Here is a 19,132-nt window from a genome sequence, read left to right as displayed (position 1 = left end):
TTAAACATTTAGATTAAAGGAGAGTCGTTATGAGCAAGTCACTTCAAAATGATGGTTTGCTTTTTTCGGCTCTTTTTAATGAGCGAGGCGTACTAGCTTCGCTTATTGTTTCTCAAGTTATTGCTATTGTTTTAGCTTTTGCACCTAATGTAGAAGGAGATATTTGGCTTCGGCTTGGGATCATTAGCTTGTTTATGCATTTAATTGTTTTATTCGGTACCTCTTCTTTATATTTTTGTAGAGCTTTTTTACAAAAACGTACTCAAACTTTTCAGTTAAGTATACTTTTTGCCTCTTTTTTATTATCTACCTGTATTTTTAGTATTTTATTTTCTCATTTTGCTTTTGATATAGATGATACAAATAACCTAATTTATTTCACACTTCGCAATTGTATTATAGTGGCTTTACTGGCTGCTTTATTCGTTCAGTTTTTATTAATTCATTTTGAAAAAGAGCAACAAACTAAAGCACTCTCTCGTGCAGAACTTGATGCCTTACAAGCTAGAATACGTCCTCATTTTTTATATAACAGTTTAAACACTGCTGCAGAGCTTACCCATCATGATGCAGATGCGGCAGAGCAAGCCATTTTAGCTTTAGCCGCCTTATCGCAGGCTGCAATGCACTCGGGAAAAAATGTATCTCTTGAAGATGAAATAACGCTGAGCAAGCAATATATCGCACTTGAAACATGGCGGTTTGGTAATCGCTTAAGAGTTGATTGGCAAATACCCAATGCACTGCCGGCATTGAGTATTCCTTGCTTAACCCTGCAGCCATTAATTGAAAATGCAGTATGCCATGGTGTTGAAACAAGTGAGCATGGTGCAGAAATAAAAGTAGAGCTACATATCACTACCGGCTATATAACTATGATTGTTTCTAACCCTATAACAATTTCTAACGCTCAAACTAGGCCTAATAACGGAATGGCGCTTGAAAACATTCGCCAGCGATTAAATATTTATTATAAAAATAAAGCGCAGCTAACAATTACTAATAAAAATGATGTGTTTAGGGTCAAGGTCGTTATCCCTAAGCTAATTGAGGGCAGTGTATGAATGTACTCATTGTTGATGATGAACCTCTTGCGAGATCTCGCTTAATCCGTTTGTTAGCACACGATAAAAGTATAGTTGTACAAGGTGAGGCAAGTAATGGTAATGAAGCCCTAGTACTTGCTAAAAATCAAACGCCAGATTTGATTTTTTTAGATGTTGATATGCCCGGTATGAATGGTTTACAAGTTGCGAATGAGCTCAATAGTTTAACTCTACCGCCCGCTATTGTTTTTATAACTGCCCACCCTGAGCATGCTTTTGATGCACTACAATTAAGCGCTGCAGGTTATTTAGTTAAACCTATTTCAGAGCAATCATTGCAAAAGGTGCTTAAGCAAGTTGGGCGTTTAAATAAAGTACATATTCAAAAACAAAAAAATGTAAAAGTGTCTTATCAATTAGCGGGCACCCTTCGTAGTGTTGATATAAATGATGTTTTGTACTTTAGTGCAGAAGAAAAATATACCAAAATGATATTCTCCGGTGGAGAAGCTTTGCTTGAGCAAAGTCTAAAGCAATTAGAGCTGCAATATCCCACATATGTTTTGCGAATTCATCGCAATACAGTAGTTAATAAACAAAAAGTAATTGCTTTGCATTCAAAAGGGAATGGGCATCATGTGATTGAACTGCAAGGGTGCAGCGAGTTATTACCTGTGAGCCGCCGCGAGCTTAAATTAGTTAAAAATACGCTTTAGACTTATTTTGCAATTAAGTTGCCTCTGACTTAAATGCATTTACGCTTAATTACTACTGTTTTGTTGAATGAGTCGATTTAATTAACCGTTTATCAACAAATATAACCGCTTGTCTTAGTCCTCATTGATTCCTAAAATAAATAGCATAAACTTATAATCAGATAATTTTTATTTGGTTTTACTATGCAGTCATCTCAAACAAAAGTGCAAAGAGGCTTCACTCTAATTGAAGTGTTAATTGCATTTATTATTCTTAGTTTTGGCCTGTTAGGCGCAGTTGCCTTGCAAGCAAAAGCAAAGCAAGCAAGCTTTGATTCTATGCAGCGAGCTGCTGCAGTTGCACTTGGTAATGATATTGTGCAGCGTATTCGTGCCAACGATACTCCTCAAATAGCGGGACTATATACACAGACATTTGATAGTGAAACTGCTACTACAACCTCGCAGGCGTGCTTTACAAACACTTGTAGCGCAGCGCAAGTTGCAGCCCTAGATCTTGAGCAGTGGAAAAGAGCTATAAGAGCTCGAGAAAATACGGGAACTTTAGATGGTGCTACCGTATGTATTGCACCTACCGCAGTTGCTGGTTCGGGTGGTAAAGCATTTAATTTAGAAGTAATTGTTTCGTGGCAAGGTCGACAAGAGTTTAATGCAAATGATGCTACTGGCGCTATAAAGTGTGGAACGGCTGACAAAAAGCGCCGCTTAGTTGTTTTAACTAGTTATATTTACCTTAGGAGCTAACATGAAGCAAAAAGGTTTTACACTTGTAGAAATGATGATTTCATTATTTATTGGTGGATTAATACTAGGTGGCGTTATGTTTACCTATATAGGAATGAAAGTAACCACTAAAGATACGATGACTATTGGTGAGCTTCAAGAATCAGGGCGCCTTGCAATTAACATTATGCAACGTGATATTGAACAAATTGGCTTTTGGGGAACTTATTATGACGATTCGTTCACCGCAATAAACACAGATACACTAGCAAACCCTGGAACAGACTGTTTTGAAGGATTAAATAATGGGAGTTTCCCTGATTTTGCTACAGCTAGTAATTTTAGAACTATTTACGCAAAGGTTGCTGGCGAATCAAAAGAGCTTAACTGTCTAAATAATCCGATTAAAAGCACTGATATTATTCAATTAAAATTTTTACAAGGCAAGAGTTTAACAGTTAGTGCAGTAACTAATGAGACTCAGGCCGATGAAAATTACTTTGTAGCTGAGCAAGAGAAAGCTCAATTTCTCCGTGGAACGGTTAACGCTGCAACTCTTAATGTTAATGCAACTGTTTGGCCTTATAGCCATCATGTTTATTATCTATCAGAACAAACTTATAAAGTTAATAATAAGAATTTAACTGTACCTGCATTAATGAGAAAGCGCCTGGTTGCTGGAAATATCAACACAGAAACTATTATGGAAGGTGTTGAGAATATGCGGTTTGTTTTTGGTCTTGATACTAACAGTGACAATCGTGTAGATACCTACCGAAGTATTCAAGATATGAAGCATACAGATTGGGAAAATCGTAAAGGTATTTTAACTGTTCAGGTATTTTTATTAATACGCGCATTGCAGCCAGATCCAGGAGTTAAAATTAAAAACCAAACTTATACATTAGGTGAAGATGAAGATAAGCGTGTATTAACATTTACCGATAATTTCAGACGTACTGTATTTACTACTACTATTCGATTAAATAATGTTGGATCAAATTTATGGCGTATTTAAAACAATCACAAAAAAAACAGCAAGGTGTAGTTCTAATTACAGCTTTAATAATGGTTATTGCAGTGACCGGTATTGCTGTAACACTTATGAGCAGTAGTAGTATTGATATTAAAATTACCAATGCAGCACAAGAGCGCGAAGTAGCCGAAAATGAACTCATTGGTGAAGTGCAGCGCATGATCTCTGATGAGGCAAATCAAGGCGCTAATAATCAGTTCTTCCTGACTCCAGATGAAGTAACTGCAATCGCGGATGGTGATGACAAAGGTATGGTGATTGCAAATCATGCAGATATGCAAAGCAAAATGACTAACCTGAACAAGGGGGCGCTAGATTTAGAGTGTCCTCGACGTTTTAATTTTACAGCAGGTATATCGTGCAATATGTTGCAGGTCGCCACCACAATAGAATATGGATCTAAAAGTAAGCATGAACTAACTATTGTTACAGGTATAGCACAAGAAATGGCCAGCGTAAGCAAGGGGATTTAAGATGAAATTTAAATTAAACAAAGTGTTAGCCTCTTTGCTTGGCTTAACAATAAGTATGTCGGTATTCGCTGAGGATATTGAGCTTTATGTAAATCATGATGTAGAGACAGACGAAAATCCAAGAGTGTTAATGATATTTGATACATCAGGGAGTATGGCTTGGGATGTTGTAGATGGTGGCCAGTGTTATCGCCGTTATCAAAATGGACAGTTTTATACATCTGATTGTTTTAAAAGCCAGACTTATTTCAATTATACACAACAGTGCTATAAATCTGTAAATGGATATGCTCAAGCTGTTTGTGAGGATAGTCGCTTATTGGTGGCAAAAAATGCAGTTAGCCAACTTATTACCGATAATGATGATATTGACTTTGGTTTAATGAGATTTAAAGAAAGCTCAGGTGGTTATGTATTAGCAAGGCTTGGTGCTAACAAAAACACTCTACTCAATGAAGTTGACGATTTACCTGCAAGTGGCGCAACGCCTTTAACTGAAACATTATGGGAGGCATATAGATATATTACTGGTCAAAATCTTGACTTTGGATACGGGGTTAATAACAGAGATAAAGCTGCTGATGCGAGTGGCACTTATAAGTCACCATTTAAAAAAGAAGCAGGAGACCCTCTCAGGTGCGATAACTCAATTAATATTATTTTGATGACAGATGGTGACCCTACTAACGATAGTGGACGAAATAATTATATACAAACGGTCCATAATAACTTATTTAGTGATTCAGCTCCTTTTGTAACTGGTGATTATTCTGATAGTTATTTAGTTGCTTTAGCAAAAATAATACACGGAACAAATAATACAAAAGTAGATTTATACTCCGATACAAGTGATGTATTAGATACTGGCAGAGTGTTCACCATTGGCTTTGGTACAGGAATGAGTGATGGCGGCATTGACTTGCTAGAGAAAGCTGCATCAGTTGGTGGTGGGCAGTACTTAGAAGCGCGAACTTCAGAAGCTTTATCAGAGGCATTAAAAAATACGATTTCGAGAATTAGAGAAGTAAACGATAGCTTTTCTTCGCCGTCAGTAGCTAGTAATAACGTAGATCAAACTCGTAGTCGTGATGCTATTTATTTCGCGATGTTTTACCCTGAAACGGGTGCTCGTTGGCGCGGTAATCTAAAAAAGTTAAAAGTATCTGGAAGTCAAATTGTTGACTCTAAAGGGCTTTCGGCACTTGATGAAAGTGGCTTAATAGATGAAAGTGCAAGAACTTTTTGGTTACCAAGCGATGAGCTCGCAGATGGTAACTTAGTAGCACAAGGCGGTGTTAACCTTCATTTAACAACATTAGATTCAGATAGTCGTAATTTATACACTGATAATCAGGGTTCTATAGTAAATTTCAATACCTCAGTTGTGAGTGATATTCTCAATTTAGTCGATAACAATCCGCTAAGTTTATCGAGCAATGATATCAAGTGGGCTATGGGTATAGACGTTGATGATGAAGATGCTGATGGTTCTAGCGTTGATCAACGTAAAGACATTTTCGGTGATCCTCTGCATTCTAAACCTGTTGCAATCGATTATGGTAATGATGATATTCGAGTTTTAATAGGAACTAATGCTGGCTTTTTACATATGTTTAAGGATTCAGATGATAGCGTAAGTGAAAGTTGGGCATTTATACCGTCTGCTTTATACAACATTATTGAACCTCTACGTGAAAATCAAGCCGATACGAAAGTATATGGTATGGACGGTCCTATTAGTATTTACTTTGATAATAAAAACTTAAATAGTGATGGTTTAAATGACGGTATTATTGATGCGAGTGGCGACGATAAAGTGTGGGCTTTTGCAGGAATGCGTCGCGGTGGTAAAAATTACTATGGACTTGACATAACAAACCCGAATATACCGAAAAAATTATGGGACGCTCCAATCGAAGGTGGTAAAGGTGATTTTAAAGAGCTTGCGCAAACATGGTCAAAGCCACAAATAGCCTACATTAAAGCCTTTGGGGATAAACCCTTATTAGTTTTTGGTGCTGGTTATGACACTAATAAAGACGCCGCTATACGTAGTGAAGATAATATAGGGCGAGGTATCTATATTGTTGAAGCTGAAACCGGTAAAAGGGTGTGGGCATTAACACCCGATATTAATGGCTTTAAAGGTAAACACAGTATTGCGGCTAATATAACGACACTCGACTCAGATTATGATGGATATATAGACCGAATTTATGCGGCAGATACAGGTGGAGATATTTGGCGTATAGATATGCCTGGTAGTAATACTAGCGAGTTTAGCCACTTTAAATTAGCTGAGCTTGGTAGTAATAAAGCAACTGAGGACCGACGCTTTTTCTATAAACCACTCGTAGCACGCACAATTTATAGTAAAGTAAGCGAGTCAACAGTTAATGGTAGTACCGTTATAACTCGCTTAGATACACCGTATGATGCGATAGTTATTGGCAGTGGTAATCGCTCAAAACCAACTGGCACCAATGAAAAAGATCAATTGTTTATGATCAGAGATGAAAATACGGTTACTAAATCGTATAAAACGAATGCTCCAGATACTATTGTACCTGCTGATTTGATGCAAATGAACTCAGATCCATTTGGCAATGCTCTAGATGACGTTGATGATTTTGTTGATTTGGAAGTCGATTTAGCTAAATTTAATGGTTGGAGATATGAGTTAGGAGCGGGTGAAAAGTCATTAGCTGCTGCTACCGTAGTTGGAGGTGTTGCTTATTTTACAAGCTTCACTCCTGCATCAGATACATCGACTGAAAATCAATGTTCGCTAAGTGGTGGTGGTGGTTCTTTATACGCTTTTCACTTACATTACGGTACTAAGGTGTATGACGACCTTAAATTTACAACCAGCTATGATGTACCAGATACACCTCAGTTATACTTTGGTGAAAGCCCTTCATGTGTAGATGGTAATGGCGATGGTAAATGTGATGACGACCCAACAGTTGACGTAATACAAGAAAGTCAGTTTTATTTAATTGGGCCGGGTATTAAGGGTGAAAATGCGGAAAATCCAATGAAACCTGTAGAAATAAAAGGTCCTGGTTTAACTGTCGTTGATGGTAAAGTTGTGTTAGTTAATGACGATGCTGTAGGATTTGGCTTTAAAACCCAACAAACATATATCTATAAACGTGAAGAAAATGACGAAGTTAATAATTAAGGAAATTAAATGAAAAAACAACACGGGTTTACCTTAATTGAGCTGATGATAGCCGTTGCTATCGTCGGCATACTCGCTTCAATTGCGCTGCCTAACTATACTGAATATGTAAAGCGGGCTTCGCGCGCTGAAGCTGCTGCAGCATTATTAGATGCTGCAAACAAGGAGGAGCAGTATTTTGTCGATAATAGGGAATATACAGAGACATTTACTGATTTAGGATTGCAAAGTAAAACCGAAAATGGCCATTTTGAACTATCTATAAGTGTAGTCGATAGCAATACCTTCACTATTACAGCTAAACCTATAGACGGTGTTGTAAAAGGCGATAATGATTGTAAAGAGCTTACAATTACTGACACAGGCCTCAAAGGTGCAAAAGGGTCTAAAGGAGACTCAGATGTTGACTATTGCTGGGGTCGATAGCCAAGATTACTTCTTCTGACACTTATCAGTTGATTTGATGCGAATTCTACCTGTTTGACTTACAGATAAAGCCAATCCTTCGAGATTGGCTTTATTGCTATTGGGGCAATATATAAAAGTTCCATTTTGAAAACCATTTAAAGAGCCATCTGGACGAAATGTAATGGCGTTGCGCGGATACTCTAAAGTATCAGCATCATGAACATCCTCGAAAGTGCTTAAGAGCAACTCATCATCATCTAGAGTCGTTGATTTATCTTTGTCGATAAATAGTGACATTTGACCATCCCACTCATCCTTTGTACATTGACTGCCTTTTAGTGCGCAAAGCGTGACGTAGGTACCATTTTCAATTGCGTAAAGGCGGCCATAATTTATATTTCGGTGTAGTAGATTCACATGGTCATCTAATCGGTTTTTAGCCAAGAAGTCTGGATAAAACCACATCGATAATTGACTGATTACACTGACAACAGCAATCGAAACCATTAATTCAAGAAGTGTCACTCCCTTGTTTTTTGATATTGATAATCTCATCCTTGAAGACCTGAGTTAATAAATGATTAACTCAGTCTAGTAAATGATACAAATATGACAAGATGAATTTGTATGTTTTTTAATCGCAAGTCTGAGCTGTATCACCAGTATAAAAAGAAGTACCAGATTGAGATACTGTTAAAGCTTTGTTATTTTCATTATCATTATTAGGGCAATAGATAAAGTCTCCAGGATTTGTTGTAATACGACCACTAGTATTAAAACGAAGACTTGTCTCGTCACCACTATAACTAAGGCTATCAGTTGCAGGAATATCCTCTATAACTCTCAGCAAGGCATCGTTAGCTACGTTATAACTTCCATTGTTATCAGCATCAACAAAAACAACAATGATTTTATTCGTGTCCCATTCTTGTTGACATTCAAATTCATCATTGGCTTGTTTAATAGCGCCTTCTTGTGCGGGACATAGAATTACTATTTCATCCGTACTTGCTGCTTGAGAGCGAGCATAAGTAATGCTTCTTTTTAATTCCAACAAAAAATTCTCAGCTCTATTTTCTTCTAGCATATCGCTGCTATTCCAGATAGCAATGGATGCAATGATCCCAACGATAGCAACGGTTACCATGAGTTCTAAAAGAGTGAATCCGTTTTGTTTGTTTTTCATATTAATCTCATTTACTGCTAGTCATTTAAGTATCGCTATTTTTATACAATAAATTATACCATGATCGGTTGTTTTATCACCGTAATTCAATCGCTTTGTTTGCTATGAGCATCATGATTGTCTAAAATCGAGACAACTGGAGCTTTCAAAAGTAATTAATATGAAAAAAATAGAAGCAATTATCAAACCTTTTAAGTTAGATGATGTGCGTGAAGCACTGTCTGACGTGGGTATTACAGGTATGACGGTAAGCGAAGTTAAAGGCTTTGGACGTCAAAAAGGTCACACTGAGCTATACCGTGGCGCAGAATATATGGTGGATTTTTTACCTAAGGTTAAACTTGATATTGTATTGACTGATGAAAATGTAGATCGTGCAATTGAAGTTATTGTAAAAACGGCGCAAACAGGAAAAATCGGTGATGGTAAAATATTTGTCACTGATGTTGAGCGTGTAATACGTATTCGTACTGCTGAGGAAGATGAAGAAGCGATTTAAGCTTGTTTTTCTATGTAGTAAAAAGGCGCTTAGTAAGCGCCTTTATTATTTATTTAGTTCTTTTATTTAGTCTTCTTGTTTGCTTTGCGTGCTCACTAAGCTCAGTTAAGCCTAATTGATTGTAACTTTTTTCCATCATTTCAAGCGCTGGATCTAAGTAACTGCTTTGTGAGTAATGTTCAACAACAAATTTACCTCTATTAGCAGCAGCTAAATAAGCTTCACGCTCATAATAGTAAGTGGCTACTTTTAATTCATAACGTGCCATACGATTTAAAAGCCATACTAAGCGACGCTTAGCTTCAGGTGCGTAATCACTTTTCGGAAAGCGTTTTACTAGTGTTGATAAATCGGTAAATGCAACACGAGTACGGTTAGCATCACGGTCGGCTCTATCTACACCAAAGTATTCTTGGAACGCATTTTTATCAGCTTTAATGTTTACTAAACCACGCATGTAATACATGTAATCCAGGTCTTTATGGTTTGGGTTTAAGCGAATAAAGCGGTCAATGGTTGCAAGTGCTTGTTCAGTATTACCTGATTGGTAATGTGCATACACTAAGTCCATTTGTACTTGTTTAGAGAATGGGCCAAACGGGTAGCGAGAATCTATTGCACTCAAAAGCTCAATTGCACGAGCATATAAACCAGAATCTAGTGTTTCTTTTGCATCTTCATATAAAGCGTGTGCAGATTTATTCGGTACACGTTGAATGTCTTCTTGGTCTGGAGCAGACGAACAAGCACCTAAACTAAGTACAGAAACTGAAAAAACAATGGCAAATGCACGTTTCCCTATTTTATTTATCATTTTATTTGTTACCTTCGATGTCTTCGGCTAGGCCAAGTCGGTAAAACCGAGTAAACTATGCGTATTATATTATGCTTTTATTAAAAGCGATTCTAACCCAGTCGAGCAAAGCTTGCACTGGTAAATTGGGTAAAGTTACTAATGTCAGAGCAAATTTCTCTTCAAGCCGACGTTCCAACCGAATTAGGTGGTAAACGTCTAGACCAAGTATTAGCACAATTGTTCCCTGATTATTCACGTTCTCGTATAAAAACGTGGATTTTGGATGATAAAATCACTGTAGACGGTGAAATTTTCAACACTCCACGCGAAAAGCTACTAGGTGGTGAAGTTGTAAGTGTTGAAACAACAATTGAAGCACCACGCGAATACGAAGCACAAGATATCAAATTAAACATTGTTTATGAAGATGATGATATTTTGGTAATTAATAAACCAATGGGCCTAGTGGTTCACCCTGGTGCGGGTAACCCTAATGGAACAGTGCTAAACGCATTACTACATTACTACCCTGAAATAATTAACGTGCCGCGCGCAGGTATTGTGCATCGTTTAGATAAGGACACGACCGGTTTAATGGTTGTAGCTAAAACGATTCCAGCACAAACGCATTTAGTAACAGCGCTACAAAAGCGTGAAAACTTCACGCGTGAATATGAAGCACTGTGTAATGGCACTATGACCGCAGGTGGTATGGTTGAAAAAGCAATTGGCCGCCATCCGACTCAGCGTACTCATATGGCAGTACATGAACTGGGTAAACCGGCAATTACACATTACCGTGTTGCTGAAAAATTCCGTGCTCATACACGCTTACGCCTGCGCTTGGAAACAGGTCGTACTCACCAGATTCGTGTGCATATGGCACATTTAAATCACCCGCTAATTGGCGACCAATCTTATGGCGGCCGTCCGCGTCCACCTAAAGGTGCAACACCTGAGTTATTTGAGTTACTTCGTAGCTTTAGACGCCAAGCACTACATGCTGTAAAATTGAGTATTGCGCACCCAATCACCGGTGAAATGATGACATGGCAAGCACCTATCCCAGACGATATGGTCGCGATGACACATGCACTACGTGAAGATACTAAAGCCAATCCTGATATCGATAGATAATGCACTTATTGTCAGCGACATGGCAAAACCTTCATAAAGTAGGAACGTTAAGTACTACTTGTGGAGGTGGTGTTTCAAAAATCCCATTTAAAAGTTTTAATTTGGGATTCCATGTTGGTGATAATCAAAATCATGTATCAAAAAACCGCTCATTACTAACAAATCTCCTACCTAAACCTGCCGTGTGGCTAAATCAAGTTCATAGCTCTAATGTTGTTATTGTTGATGAGCATTTTGATTTTGATGAGTTACACAATGCTGATGCGCTTTATACTCAGTTATTAAATCAGCCTTTGGCTATAATGACTGCCGATTGCTTGCCTATTTTATTAGTGAGTGATGATGAAAAGGAAGTTGCAGCTATACATGGCGGCTGGCGAGGGCTTGAGCAGGGAATTATTAAAAATACTTTAGAATGTTTTAGCTCAAAGTATGAAAACATAAGTGCGTGGCTAGGGCCTGCAATTGGGCCAACTCAATTTGAGGTTGGGGCTGAAGTGCTTGAGTTATTTCAAAAAAGGTCTTCTTCATTTATTCAAGCATTTACACCACAAGCTAATGGCAAGTATCTTGCTGATATTTATGGCATTGCGCGTACTTTCCTTACCCAGCAAGGCGTTAAAAATATTACAGGCGGCGACTATTGTACAGTCTCTCAAAGTGACTTATTTTTTTCTTATCGACGGGATGGACAAACCGGACGTATGGCAAGTTTGATCTGGCGCAAGTAATTAGTATCTTTAATCATTATATTTCCCCCTACACCTTGAACAAACACCTAAACATACCCATTAATTAAGCAATTAGATTATTTAATAGGTAACACCATGCGTTTAGATAGATTTACAAGTAAATTTCAATCTGCGCTCTCTGATGCGCAATCGCTAGCCCTTGGCCGCGATCATCAATTTATTGAACCCGTACATTTAATGTATTCACTACTAAAGCAAAGTGGCTCTAGTGTACGTGCATTATTTGCACAAACGGGTGTCAGCGCTGACGAACTCAACACCAAGCTTTCACAAGAAATAGAAAAATTATTTAAAGTCGAAGGTGTCGGTGGTGACGTTCAGCTATCAAATAATATGGCTTCACTTATTAATCTATGTGATAAGTACGCGCAAAAACGCAAAGACAAATATATTTCAAGTGAATTATTTGTACTGGCGGCATGCGATGATAAAGGTCCACTTGGCGATATATTTAGGTCGTTAAATATTACCTCGACCAAAATTGAAACTGCAATTAAAGCGATTCGCGGCGGCCAAAAAGTTGATGACCCAAATGCCGAAGAAACACGTCAAGCGCTTGAAAAGTTCACGATTGATCTAACTGAGCGAGCAGAGCAAGGTAAGCTTGACCCCGTTATTGGTCGCGATGACGAAATTCGCCGCACGATTCAGGTATTACAACGCCGTACTAAAAATAACCCTGTATTAATCGGTGAACCGGGTGTTGGTAAAACAGCAATCGCTGAGGGGTTAGCACAGCGTATTATTAATGGTGAAGTACCTGAAGGATTAAAAAATAAACGCGTACTATCACTTGATTTAGGTGCGTTAGTTGCGGGTGCTAAATATCGTGGCGAATTTGAAGAACGTCTAAAATCAGTATTAAACGAATTGGCTAAAGAAGAAGGCCAAGTCATTTTATTTATTGATGAAATACATACTATTGTGGGTGCAGGAAAAAGTGATGGCGCAATGGATGCAGGCAATATGTTAAAGCCAGCATTAGCACGCGGTGAATTACACTGCGTTGGCGCAACCACGCTTGATGAATATCGTAAATACATAGAGAAAGACGCAGCTCTTGAGCGTCGATTTCAAAAGGTACTTATTGAAGAGCCATCGGTTGAAGATACCATCGCAATATTGCGAGGCCTAAAAGAGCGATATGAGCTACATCATTCAGTAGAAATTACTGATCCCGCGATTGTTGCTGCGGCGCAGTTATCCCACCGTTATATTAGCGACCGTCAGTTACCCGATAAAGCGATTGATTTAATAGACGAAGCAGGCTCTTCAATTCGATTACAAATTGATTCAAAACCAGAATCGTTAGATAAGCTTGAACGCCGTATTATCCAACTTAAGTTAGAAGATAACGCGCTAGCGAAAGAAAAAGACGAAGCAAGTCAAAAACGTCGAGCTGAAATGCAAGAATTGATCACCGACCTTGACGGCCAATACCGCGAGCTAGACGAGATATGGAATGCTGAAAAAGCATCACTTCAAGGCACGCAAGTAATTAAAGCCGAGCTTGAACAAGCAAGATTAGATTTAGATGTAGCGCGAAGAGCAAGTGATTTACAGCGTATGTCAGAGCTGCAATATGGGCGAATTCCAGAGCTTGAACGAAAACTTGATTTAGCCTCACAAGCCGAAATGCAAGAAATGACCCTGCTTAAAAACCAAGTAGGTGAGGATGAAATTGCTGAAATACTGTCTCGCTGGACCGGTATCCCTGTTGCAAGAATGCTACAAGGTGAACGTGAAAAGCTACTGCAAATGGAAGATAAGTTACACAGTAAAGTAATAGGGCAAGATGAGGCGGTTGTTGCTGTTTCTAACGCAATACGCCGCTCGCGTGCCGGGCTTGCTGATCCGAATCGTCCTATTGGCTCTTTCTTGTTTTTAGGCCCAACAGGTGTGGGTAAAACAGAGCTGACAAAAGCATTGGCTGGTTTTATGTTTGATACCGAAGATGCCATGGTGCGTATCGACATGTCTGAATTTATGGAAAAACATTCAGTTGCACGTTTAGTGGGGGCACCTCCAGGTTACGTGGGTTACGAAGAGGGCGGTTATTTAACCGAGGCCGTACGTCGTAAGCCTTACTCTGTTATATTGCTTGATGAAATAGAAAAAGCACATCCTGATGTGTTTAATATTTTACTGCAAGTATTAGATGATGGTCGATTAACTGACGGACAAGGTAGAACGGTTGATTTTAAAAATACCGTTATTATCATGACCTCAAACTTAGGCTCAGATATTATCCAAGAGCAAGCTGGTAATAATGACTATACGACCCTTAAAGCTAAAGTAATGGAAGTATTAATTAATGAGTTTAGGCCTGAGTTTATTAACCGTATAGACGAGACGGTCGTGTTCCACCCATTAGCTAACGAGCACATAAAAGAAATAGCTGATATTCAGTTAATGAAATTACGTGAGCGTTTAACAGAGATGGGGTATCTGCTTGAAATAAGTGATGCGGCTCTTGAGCGAATTGCAGAAAGTGGGTTTGATCCTGTCTACGGTGCACGTCCGCTTAAGCGGGCTATTCAACAAACGATTGAAAACCCGTTGGCCCAAAAGCTACTTAATGGAGACTACATACCTGGTTGCGTGATTGTTATTGATGCAAATGACGACGCTTTGGTATTTACCAAACGCTAATTGTAAATAATTAAACTCTAAAGCCGCTAAAATAGCGGCTTTTTTATGTTTGTTAAACTTTAAAAGTTAGTAATAAATCGTTTACTCTACGTGAACCTTCAACAAGTTCAGCAGCTCCTTTCGCCACATTAAAGCTTAAACTTAAGTTGTTATCTCCAAAGTCTTTAATTTGCGAAACATTATTACTAATGTCGTTACTAACCATTTGTTGCTCTTCTGCAGCGGATGATATTTGTATTGCCAAGTGAGATATTTCACTGATTTGGATAAAAATCCCCTCTAATTCAACTTGGGTTTTATCGGTTGTCAAAACACAGTTATCGGCTTGTGCTTTAGTGCTTTGCATTACTTTGGACCAGCTAAATAAAGTGTCTTGTATTTCTTTAATAGAGCTATGGATTTGTGTCGTAGCATTTTGAGTGCGTGACGAAAGAGTCCTTACCTCATCGGCGACTACAGCAAAGCCTCGACCATGCTCTCCCGCTCTAGCTGCTTCAATCGCTGCATTAAGGGCAAGTAAGTTAGTTTGATCGGCAATTCCCTCTATTTCACTCATTACCTTACCAATCTTATCTGCTTCAGAGGCTAAGCTGGTGGCTGTGGTTGCAGCCTTTTCTACTTGAAAAGCTAAATCAGATACCATTTTACTATTATCTGCAATATGGTCTTTTATTTCAGAGCAACTTTGGTGGGTGTTATTCACTTTATCAGCTGTTTGAGCGGTATTCACCGATATTTCACCAATGGTAGAGCTCATTTGAGTCATCGCTGATGCAATTTGTTCTAAACGCTCACCTTGCGAAGAAATGCCTTTTTCAGTAAGCGTAGATTGTTTATCTAGATCAGTCGCAATGCCATTGAAGCTTAATGTAGAGTCTTTCATACGGCCAAGAACCGTGCGCAACTTTGCGCTTAGCATTTGCTCTCTATAATCACTTACGCTATGCGGTGTGTGGCCGCTGTAAATATAGCGAGAGATTGAATCGGCTTGCGCTTTTTGTTCGCGTAATATTTTAGGGGTAATAATCAGTTCATCATAATTTAGCACAATAACTAAAGCGCAAATAAATAGGCTAATTGCAGCGATAGTAATTGACCCAACAACAGCAGTAAAAATTAGCCAAAATAATAGGCATATGAATGTGATGCTTTGTCTTATCGCCGTGTGTTCTCGCAGATTAAATGATGATTTGTTGGTATTTATTTTGTTGTAAAGAGCGTGTGCACGTTGTTTAAGTTGAGAGCTCGCTTTGGTTCTTACTGATTGATAACCAACAAGTCGGCTATGCTCAAAAATGGGTGTTACAAAGGCATCTACCCAATAATAACGGCCATCTTTACAGCGATTTTTAACCATACCACGCCACGAGTGTTCTTTTTTTAATGTTGCCCACATTTCTTTAAAAGCAGCTTTTGGCATATCAGGGTGACGAACAATATTATGATGCTGACCGATAAGCTCTTGTGCGCTATATCCTGCCACAGAGCAAAACTCTTGATTGACGTATGTTATTACACCTTTGAGGTCGGTAGTAGAAACAAGCTCTTGTGACTCATCAAAGTATACTTCTTCATTTTTTAAGCTTTTATCATTGTGCATTATGTTTATTATCATCCTTTATTGTTGCTGTCATTATATTGGTTACACACTACAAAGCAAAAAATAGCGTCATTCCTTGTATGCTCATAAGGCAAATAATTGCGTTTATTGATCTAGATCAAATTTAAATGTCGGATAGCTAAATTGAGCTCATTTTAAACAAGTTCCGGTCTATTATTTTAGGCTTATATTTTGCGTATTTAATTTATACTTAAATACGCATTTAAAGCATTTGTATAATGCCCAGAGCAATGGCAATATTACGACTTAATATAATGATGTTGGTCATATCAAACGCATGTATAGAGTGGGTAAATAATTATTAACTTAGAAAAATTATATTGTTCTTAGCAATTTATAACAGTTGCATTAAATAAGTGATCTATTATAGCGTTAAGAAAATAGCACAATAGTAAGACGAAAATTATGACATATAGTTGTTCTATATGAATAATTTTTAACGCAGTGAGTGCGCTATTTAATGCGATAGAATGATCATATTTTCAATAAAATTGGTATTTATCTTGAGTCTAAGTAATTAGCCCCCATAACCTTATGATTAAGCCACGTGGCCCGAGGAAAGATTTTTTGACAACACATGATTTAGCTAACGCACTTGAAGCGTTATCAGTAAATGAGCACCAACATGCAGTTAAAGGCATTAAACGTGGCATAGAGCGAGAGTCGCTGAGAATACAAGATAATGGCGCTATATCACCTCAAGGTCACCCAAAAGGTGTGGGCAGTGCGTTAACTAACGGCCATATCACAACTGATTTTTCTGAGTCTTTACTTGAATTTATTACTCCAGTTAGTGAATCGTCAACGCAAACACTTAAGCAATTAAAAGACCTTCAAAAGTTCACTCTAGAAAAAATGGGTGATGAACTGCTTTGGCCTATTAGCATGCCGTGTTTTATTGAGCACCAAGACGATATAGTGCTAGCTCAATTTGGTAGTTCAAATACAGGCCAAATGAAAACACTATACCGTGAAGGATTAAAAAATCGTTACGGTAGTATGATGCAAGCAATTGCGGGTGTTCACTTTAATATTTCATTTCCAGATACGCTTTGGCAGTCACTTCATTCGTTACAAAAAAGCAAGGCAAACCTTCAAGATTTTATCTCAGAAGGTTATTTAGCGCTTATTCGTAACTTTAAACGCGAACTATGGCTAATAAGTTATATGTTTGGCGCATCGCCAGCATTGTGTAACTCATTTTTGCAAGGGCGAAAAACCGACTTACCATTTAAAAAACTAGGTAAAGGCACGCTTTACTTAGAAGTTGGTACAGCACTGCGTTTAGGTAATTTAGGCTATACAAATAGCGCGCAGTCGTCACTACGCGTAATGTATAACTCGTTAGATGAATATGTAGCGGGCCTTAAAAAAGCAATCAACACACCATCAGAAATTTATGGTGATCTTGATGACTACAAGAGTGAAAACCCTAAGCAGTTAAATAAAAATATTCTGCAGATTGAAAACGAATTTTACTCGCCAATTCGTCCTAAGCGTAATGCAAAAAGTGGTGAAACGCCAACGGATGCATTGCTTCGAGCTGGCATTGAATACGTAGAAATTCGCGCATTAGACGTAAACCCGTTTAGTGAAGTTGGTATTGATATTGAACAAATTCACTTTTTAGATGTGTTTTTAACGTATTGTTTATTAAAAGATTCAGCTCCAATGGATTGGAAAGAACAAGCGCGTAGTACTGAAAATCTCGACACAGTAGTAAACCAAGGTCGAGAAGAAGGGCTAATGCTTAACTTTAATAACACACAGCGTAGCCTTCAGTCGTGGGGCGATGAAATATTTACCCAGCTTACTGATGTCGCTAAATGGATGGATAATGCTTATGGTGTTAACTATTACTCAGATACTATAAAGCGCATGGCAACGTGGATACATAATCCAGAGCTTACTTACTCTGGACGTTACGTGTCACAATTAAAAGAGTCTGGTTTAGACAACGGTCACTTTGCACTAGCATTGGCTAGTAAATATAAGCAAAGCCACGCAGATACTGACTACAGCGAGTTTTTAAAGCCTTGGCTGGAACAACAAGTTGTAGAGTCTAACGAAGCACAAGCTGCAATTGAGCAAGCAGATACCCAGTCATTTACCGCGTTTTTAGATGCGTATTTTGACGGTAAATAACCTTGGTATTTAGCAACATTTAAGCAAAAAAACGCAGCCTAAGTTGGCTGCGTAAATATATTCAGGGATGAATTAATGCTGTACTGCTGCATTCATTGAGTCAGACCCACACTTTATAAAAAAGTTCTGTGAGATCTTAGAAAAATGAAAAAAAATGCAATTATCCTATCTCTCGCCATTACTTTAGCCGGTTGTGCTACAGCGCCTCCAAAGCAACCTAACGATTTATGTAAAATCTTTGAAGAAAAGCCAGATTGGTATTTCGACGCAAAAGATGCACAAGAAAAATGGGGTTCTCCCAAGCATGTACTCATGAGTATGATGTACCAAGAAAGCTCATTTAAGCATGATGCCGCTCCGCCTATGGAGTACTTCTTATGGATAATTCCTACCGGTCGCGCAAGTGATGCCTATGGTTACTCGCAAGCTAAAACACCAACATGGTCTGATTATATTCGTGAAACAGGCAACAACGGTGCTGATAGAGACGACTTTGACGATGCAATCGACTTTATGGCGTGGTTTGTTTATAAAACGCATAAAGTAAATAAAATATCTAAATGGGATGCTTACGCACAATACCTTAATTATCATGAAGGTTGGGGTGGGTATAAGCGTGGCACGTACAAAAAGAAAAAGTGGCTAATGGGTGTTGCGAACAAAGTTAAGCACAGAGCTAGCCGTTATGGTGCGCAATTAAAACACTGCGAAGAAGAGCTTGATAAAGGTTGGTTTGAACGTCTTATATTTGGCTAGAT

Annotated in this window: 17 protein-coding genes; 13 read left to right on the top strand and 4 right to left on the bottom strand. The window is 38.3% G+C overall.

Annotation, left to right across the window (positions count from 1 at the left end):
* Positions 1 to 29 precede the first annotated feature (29 nt).
* From WNY79_RS06710 to WNY79_RS06680, 7 genes are all read left to right on the top strand, one after another.
* Positions 30 to 1,064 (top strand): histidine kinase, encoded by a 1,035-nt coding sequence (locus WNY79_RS06710; RefSeq protein ID WP_342875439.1) that lies wholly within the window; start codon positions 30 to 32, stop codon positions 1,062 to 1,064.
* Complete coding sequence (locus WNY79_RS06705) at positions 1,061 to 1,762, top strand: LytTR family DNA-binding domain-containing protein (protein WP_342875438.1); 702 nt, start codon at positions 1,061 to 1,063, stop codon at positions 1,760 to 1,762. Before WNY79_RS06710 ends, WNY79_RS06705 begins: the two co-directional genes overlap by 4 nt.
* Before the next feature lie 183 nt (positions 1,763 to 1,945).
* A complete protein-coding gene (gene pilV, locus WNY79_RS06700; RefSeq protein WP_024598444.1) occupies positions 1,946 to 2,506 on the top strand; it encodes a type IV pilus modification protein PilV in 561 nt (186 codons plus the stop codon).
* Position 2,507: 1 nt separating this feature from the next.
* Entirely contained in the window at positions 2,508 to 3,503 is a 996-nt protein-coding gene (locus tag WNY79_RS06695) for a PilW family protein (protein ID WP_342875437.1), read from the top strand.
* Entirely contained in the window at positions 3,491 to 3,994 is a 504-nt protein-coding gene (locus tag WNY79_RS06690) for a hypothetical protein (protein ID WP_024589418.1), read from the top strand. Before WNY79_RS06695 ends, WNY79_RS06690 begins: the two co-directional genes overlap by 13 nt.
* Position 3,995: 1 nt before the next feature.
* Positions 3,996 to 7,178: a PilC/PilY family type IV pilus protein gene (locus WNY79_RS06685; RefSeq protein ID WP_342875436.1), complete on the top strand. Its 3,183-nt coding sequence runs from the start codon at positions 3,996 to 3,998 to the stop codon at positions 7,176 to 7,178.
* Positions 7,179 to 7,187: 9 nt separating this feature from the next.
* The gene (locus WNY79_RS06680) at positions 7,188 to 7,604 is read left to right on the top strand and encodes a type IV pilin protein (RefSeq protein ID WP_197185438.1); all 417 of its coding nucleotides are present in this window, start codon (positions 7,188 to 7,190) and stop codon (positions 7,602 to 7,604) included.
* Between the two features lie 6 nt (positions 7,605 to 7,610).
* Here WNY79_RS06680 and WNY79_RS06675 read toward each other — a convergent pair whose 3' ends face one another.
* Positions 7,611 to 8,141 carry a GspH/FimT family pseudopilin gene (locus tag WNY79_RS06675; RefSeq protein ID WP_342875435.1) on the bottom strand — a complete coding sequence of 177 codons (531 nt, stop codon included), beginning with the start codon at positions 8,139 to 8,141 and terminating at the stop codon, positions 7,611 to 7,613.
* Positions 8,142 to 8,220: 79 nt separating this feature from the next.
* A complete protein-coding gene (locus tag WNY79_RS06670) occupies positions 8,221 to 8,772 on the bottom strand; it encodes a GspH/FimT family pseudopilin (RefSeq protein WP_170072089.1) in 552 nt (183 codons plus the stop codon).
* Positions 8,773 to 8,932: 160 nt separating this feature from the next.
* Here WNY79_RS06670 and glnB point away from each other — a divergent pair, with 160 nt between their 5' ends.
* Positions 8,933 to 9,271, top strand: coding sequence for a nitrogen regulatory protein P-II (glnB, locus tag WNY79_RS06665; RefSeq protein WP_008166582.1), 339 nt, complete (start codon positions 8,933 to 8,935; stop codon positions 9,269 to 9,271).
* Between the two features lie 49 nt (positions 9,272 to 9,320).
* Here the strand turns inward: glnB and WNY79_RS06660 are convergent, their stop codons facing one another.
* On the bottom strand, positions 9,321 to 10,085 hold the full coding sequence (locus WNY79_RS06660; protein WP_024598438.1) for an outer membrane protein assembly factor BamD: 765 nt from the start codon (positions 10,083 to 10,085) through the stop codon (positions 9,321 to 9,323).
* Positions 10,086 to 10,226: 141 nt separating this feature from the next.
* Here WNY79_RS06660 and rluD point away from each other — a divergent pair, with 141 nt between their 5' ends.
* The 3 genes from rluD (at position 10,227) to clpB (ending at position 14,608) form a co-directional block, all read left to right on the top strand.
* Positions 10,227 to 11,204 (top strand): 23S rRNA pseudouridine(1911/1915/1917) synthase RluD, encoded by a 978-nt coding sequence (gene rluD / locus WNY79_RS06655; RefSeq protein ID WP_002962209.1) that lies wholly within the window; start codon positions 10,227 to 10,229, stop codon positions 11,202 to 11,204.
* Positions 11,204 to 11,935 (top strand): peptidoglycan editing factor PgeF, encoded by a 732-nt coding sequence (gene pgeF, locus WNY79_RS06650; RefSeq protein ID WP_342875434.1) that lies wholly within the window; start codon positions 11,204 to 11,206, stop codon positions 11,933 to 11,935. The genes rluD and pgeF overlap by 1 nt, the downstream gene beginning before the upstream one ends.
* A 96-nt stretch (positions 11,936 to 12,031) precedes the next feature.
* Complete coding sequence (clpB, locus tag WNY79_RS06645; protein WP_342875433.1) at positions 12,032 to 14,608, top strand: ATP-dependent chaperone ClpB; 2,577 nt, start codon at positions 12,032 to 12,034, stop codon at positions 14,606 to 14,608.
* Between the two features lie 52 nt (positions 14,609 to 14,660).
* On the opposite strand, the gene WNY79_RS06640 is transcribed toward clpB, so the two are convergent.
* A complete protein-coding gene (locus tag WNY79_RS06640; RefSeq protein ID WP_342875432.1) occupies positions 14,661 to 16,208 on the bottom strand; it encodes a PAS domain-containing methyl-accepting chemotaxis protein in 1,548 nt (515 codons plus the stop codon).
* A gap of 588 nt (positions 16,209 to 16,796) precedes the next feature.
* On the opposite strand from WNY79_RS06640, the gene gshA reads away from it, so the two are divergent.
* Together gshA and WNY79_RS06630 are read left to right on the top strand one after the other, a co-directional pair.
* A complete protein-coding gene (gene gshA / locus WNY79_RS06635) occupies positions 16,797 to 18,374 on the top strand; it encodes a glutamate--cysteine ligase (protein WP_342875431.1) in 1,578 nt (525 codons plus the stop codon).
* 144 nt (positions 18,375 to 18,518) lie between these two features.
* Positions 18,519 to 19,130 (top strand): transglycosylase SLT domain-containing protein, encoded by a 612-nt coding sequence (locus WNY79_RS06630; RefSeq protein WP_010554629.1) that lies wholly within the window; start codon positions 18,519 to 18,521, stop codon positions 19,128 to 19,130.
* Positions 19,131 to 19,132: the final 2 nt, after the last annotated feature.

This window comes from Pseudoalteromonas sp. AS84 (assembly GCF_038900255.1).
Lineage (GTDB): Bacteria > Pseudomonadota > Gammaproteobacteria > Enterobacterales > Alteromonadaceae > Pseudoalteromonas.
Note: the sequence above shows the minus strand (reverse complement) of the source record. Positions and strands in the feature narration are given on the sequence as shown.

Coding starts and splice junctions, on each gene's coding strand:
- WNY79_RS06710 (WP_342875439.1), top strand. CDS start 30: ATGAGCAAGTCACTTCAAAATGATGGTTTGCTTTTTTCGGCTCTTTTT.
- WNY79_RS06705 (WP_342875438.1), top strand. CDS start 1,061: ATGAATGTACTCATTGTTGATGATGAACCTCTTGCGAGATCTCGCTTA.
- pilV (WP_024598444.1), top strand. CDS start 1,946: ATGCAGTCATCTCAAACAAAAGTGCAAAGAGGCTTCACTCTAATTGAA.
- WNY79_RS06695 (WP_342875437.1), top strand. CDS start 2,508: ATGAAGCAAAAAGGTTTTACACTTGTAGAAATGATGATTTCATTATTT.
- WNY79_RS06690 (WP_024589418.1), top strand. CDS start 3,491: ATGGCGTATTTAAAACAATCACAAAAAAAACAGCAAGGTGTAGTTCTA.
- WNY79_RS06685 (WP_342875436.1), top strand. CDS start 3,996: ATGAAATTTAAATTAAACAAAGTGTTAGCCTCTTTGCTTGGCTTAACA.
- WNY79_RS06680 (WP_197185438.1), top strand. CDS start 7,188: ATGAAAAAACAACACGGGTTTACCTTAATTGAGCTGATGATAGCCGTT.
- WNY79_RS06675 (WP_342875435.1), bottom strand. CDS start 8,141: ATGAGATTATCAATATCAAAAAACAAGGGAGTGACACTTCTTGAATTA.
- WNY79_RS06670 (WP_170072089.1), bottom strand. CDS start 8,772: ATGAAAAACAAACAAAACGGATTCACTCTTTTAGAACTCATGGTAACC.
- glnB (WP_008166582.1), top strand. CDS start 8,933: ATGAAAAAAATAGAAGCAATTATCAAACCTTTTAAGTTAGATGATGTG.
- WNY79_RS06660 (WP_024598438.1), bottom strand. CDS start 10,085: ATGATAAATAAAATAGGGAAACGTGCATTTGCCATTGTTTTTTCAGTT.
- rluD (WP_002962209.1), top strand. CDS start 10,227: ATGTCAGAGCAAATTTCTCTTCAAGCCGACGTTCCAACCGAATTAGGT.
- pgeF (WP_342875434.1), top strand. CDS start 11,204: ATGCACTTATTGTCAGCGACATGGCAAAACCTTCATAAAGTAGGAACG.
- clpB (WP_342875433.1), top strand. CDS start 12,032: ATGCGTTTAGATAGATTTACAAGTAAATTTCAATCTGCGCTCTCTGAT.
- WNY79_RS06640 (WP_342875432.1), bottom strand. CDS start 16,208: ATGCACAATGATAAAAGCTTAAAAAATGAAGAAGTATACTTTGATGAG.
- WNY79_RS06630 (WP_010554629.1), top strand. CDS start 18,519: ATGAAAAAAAATGCAATTATCCTATCTCTCGCCATTACTTTAGCCGGT.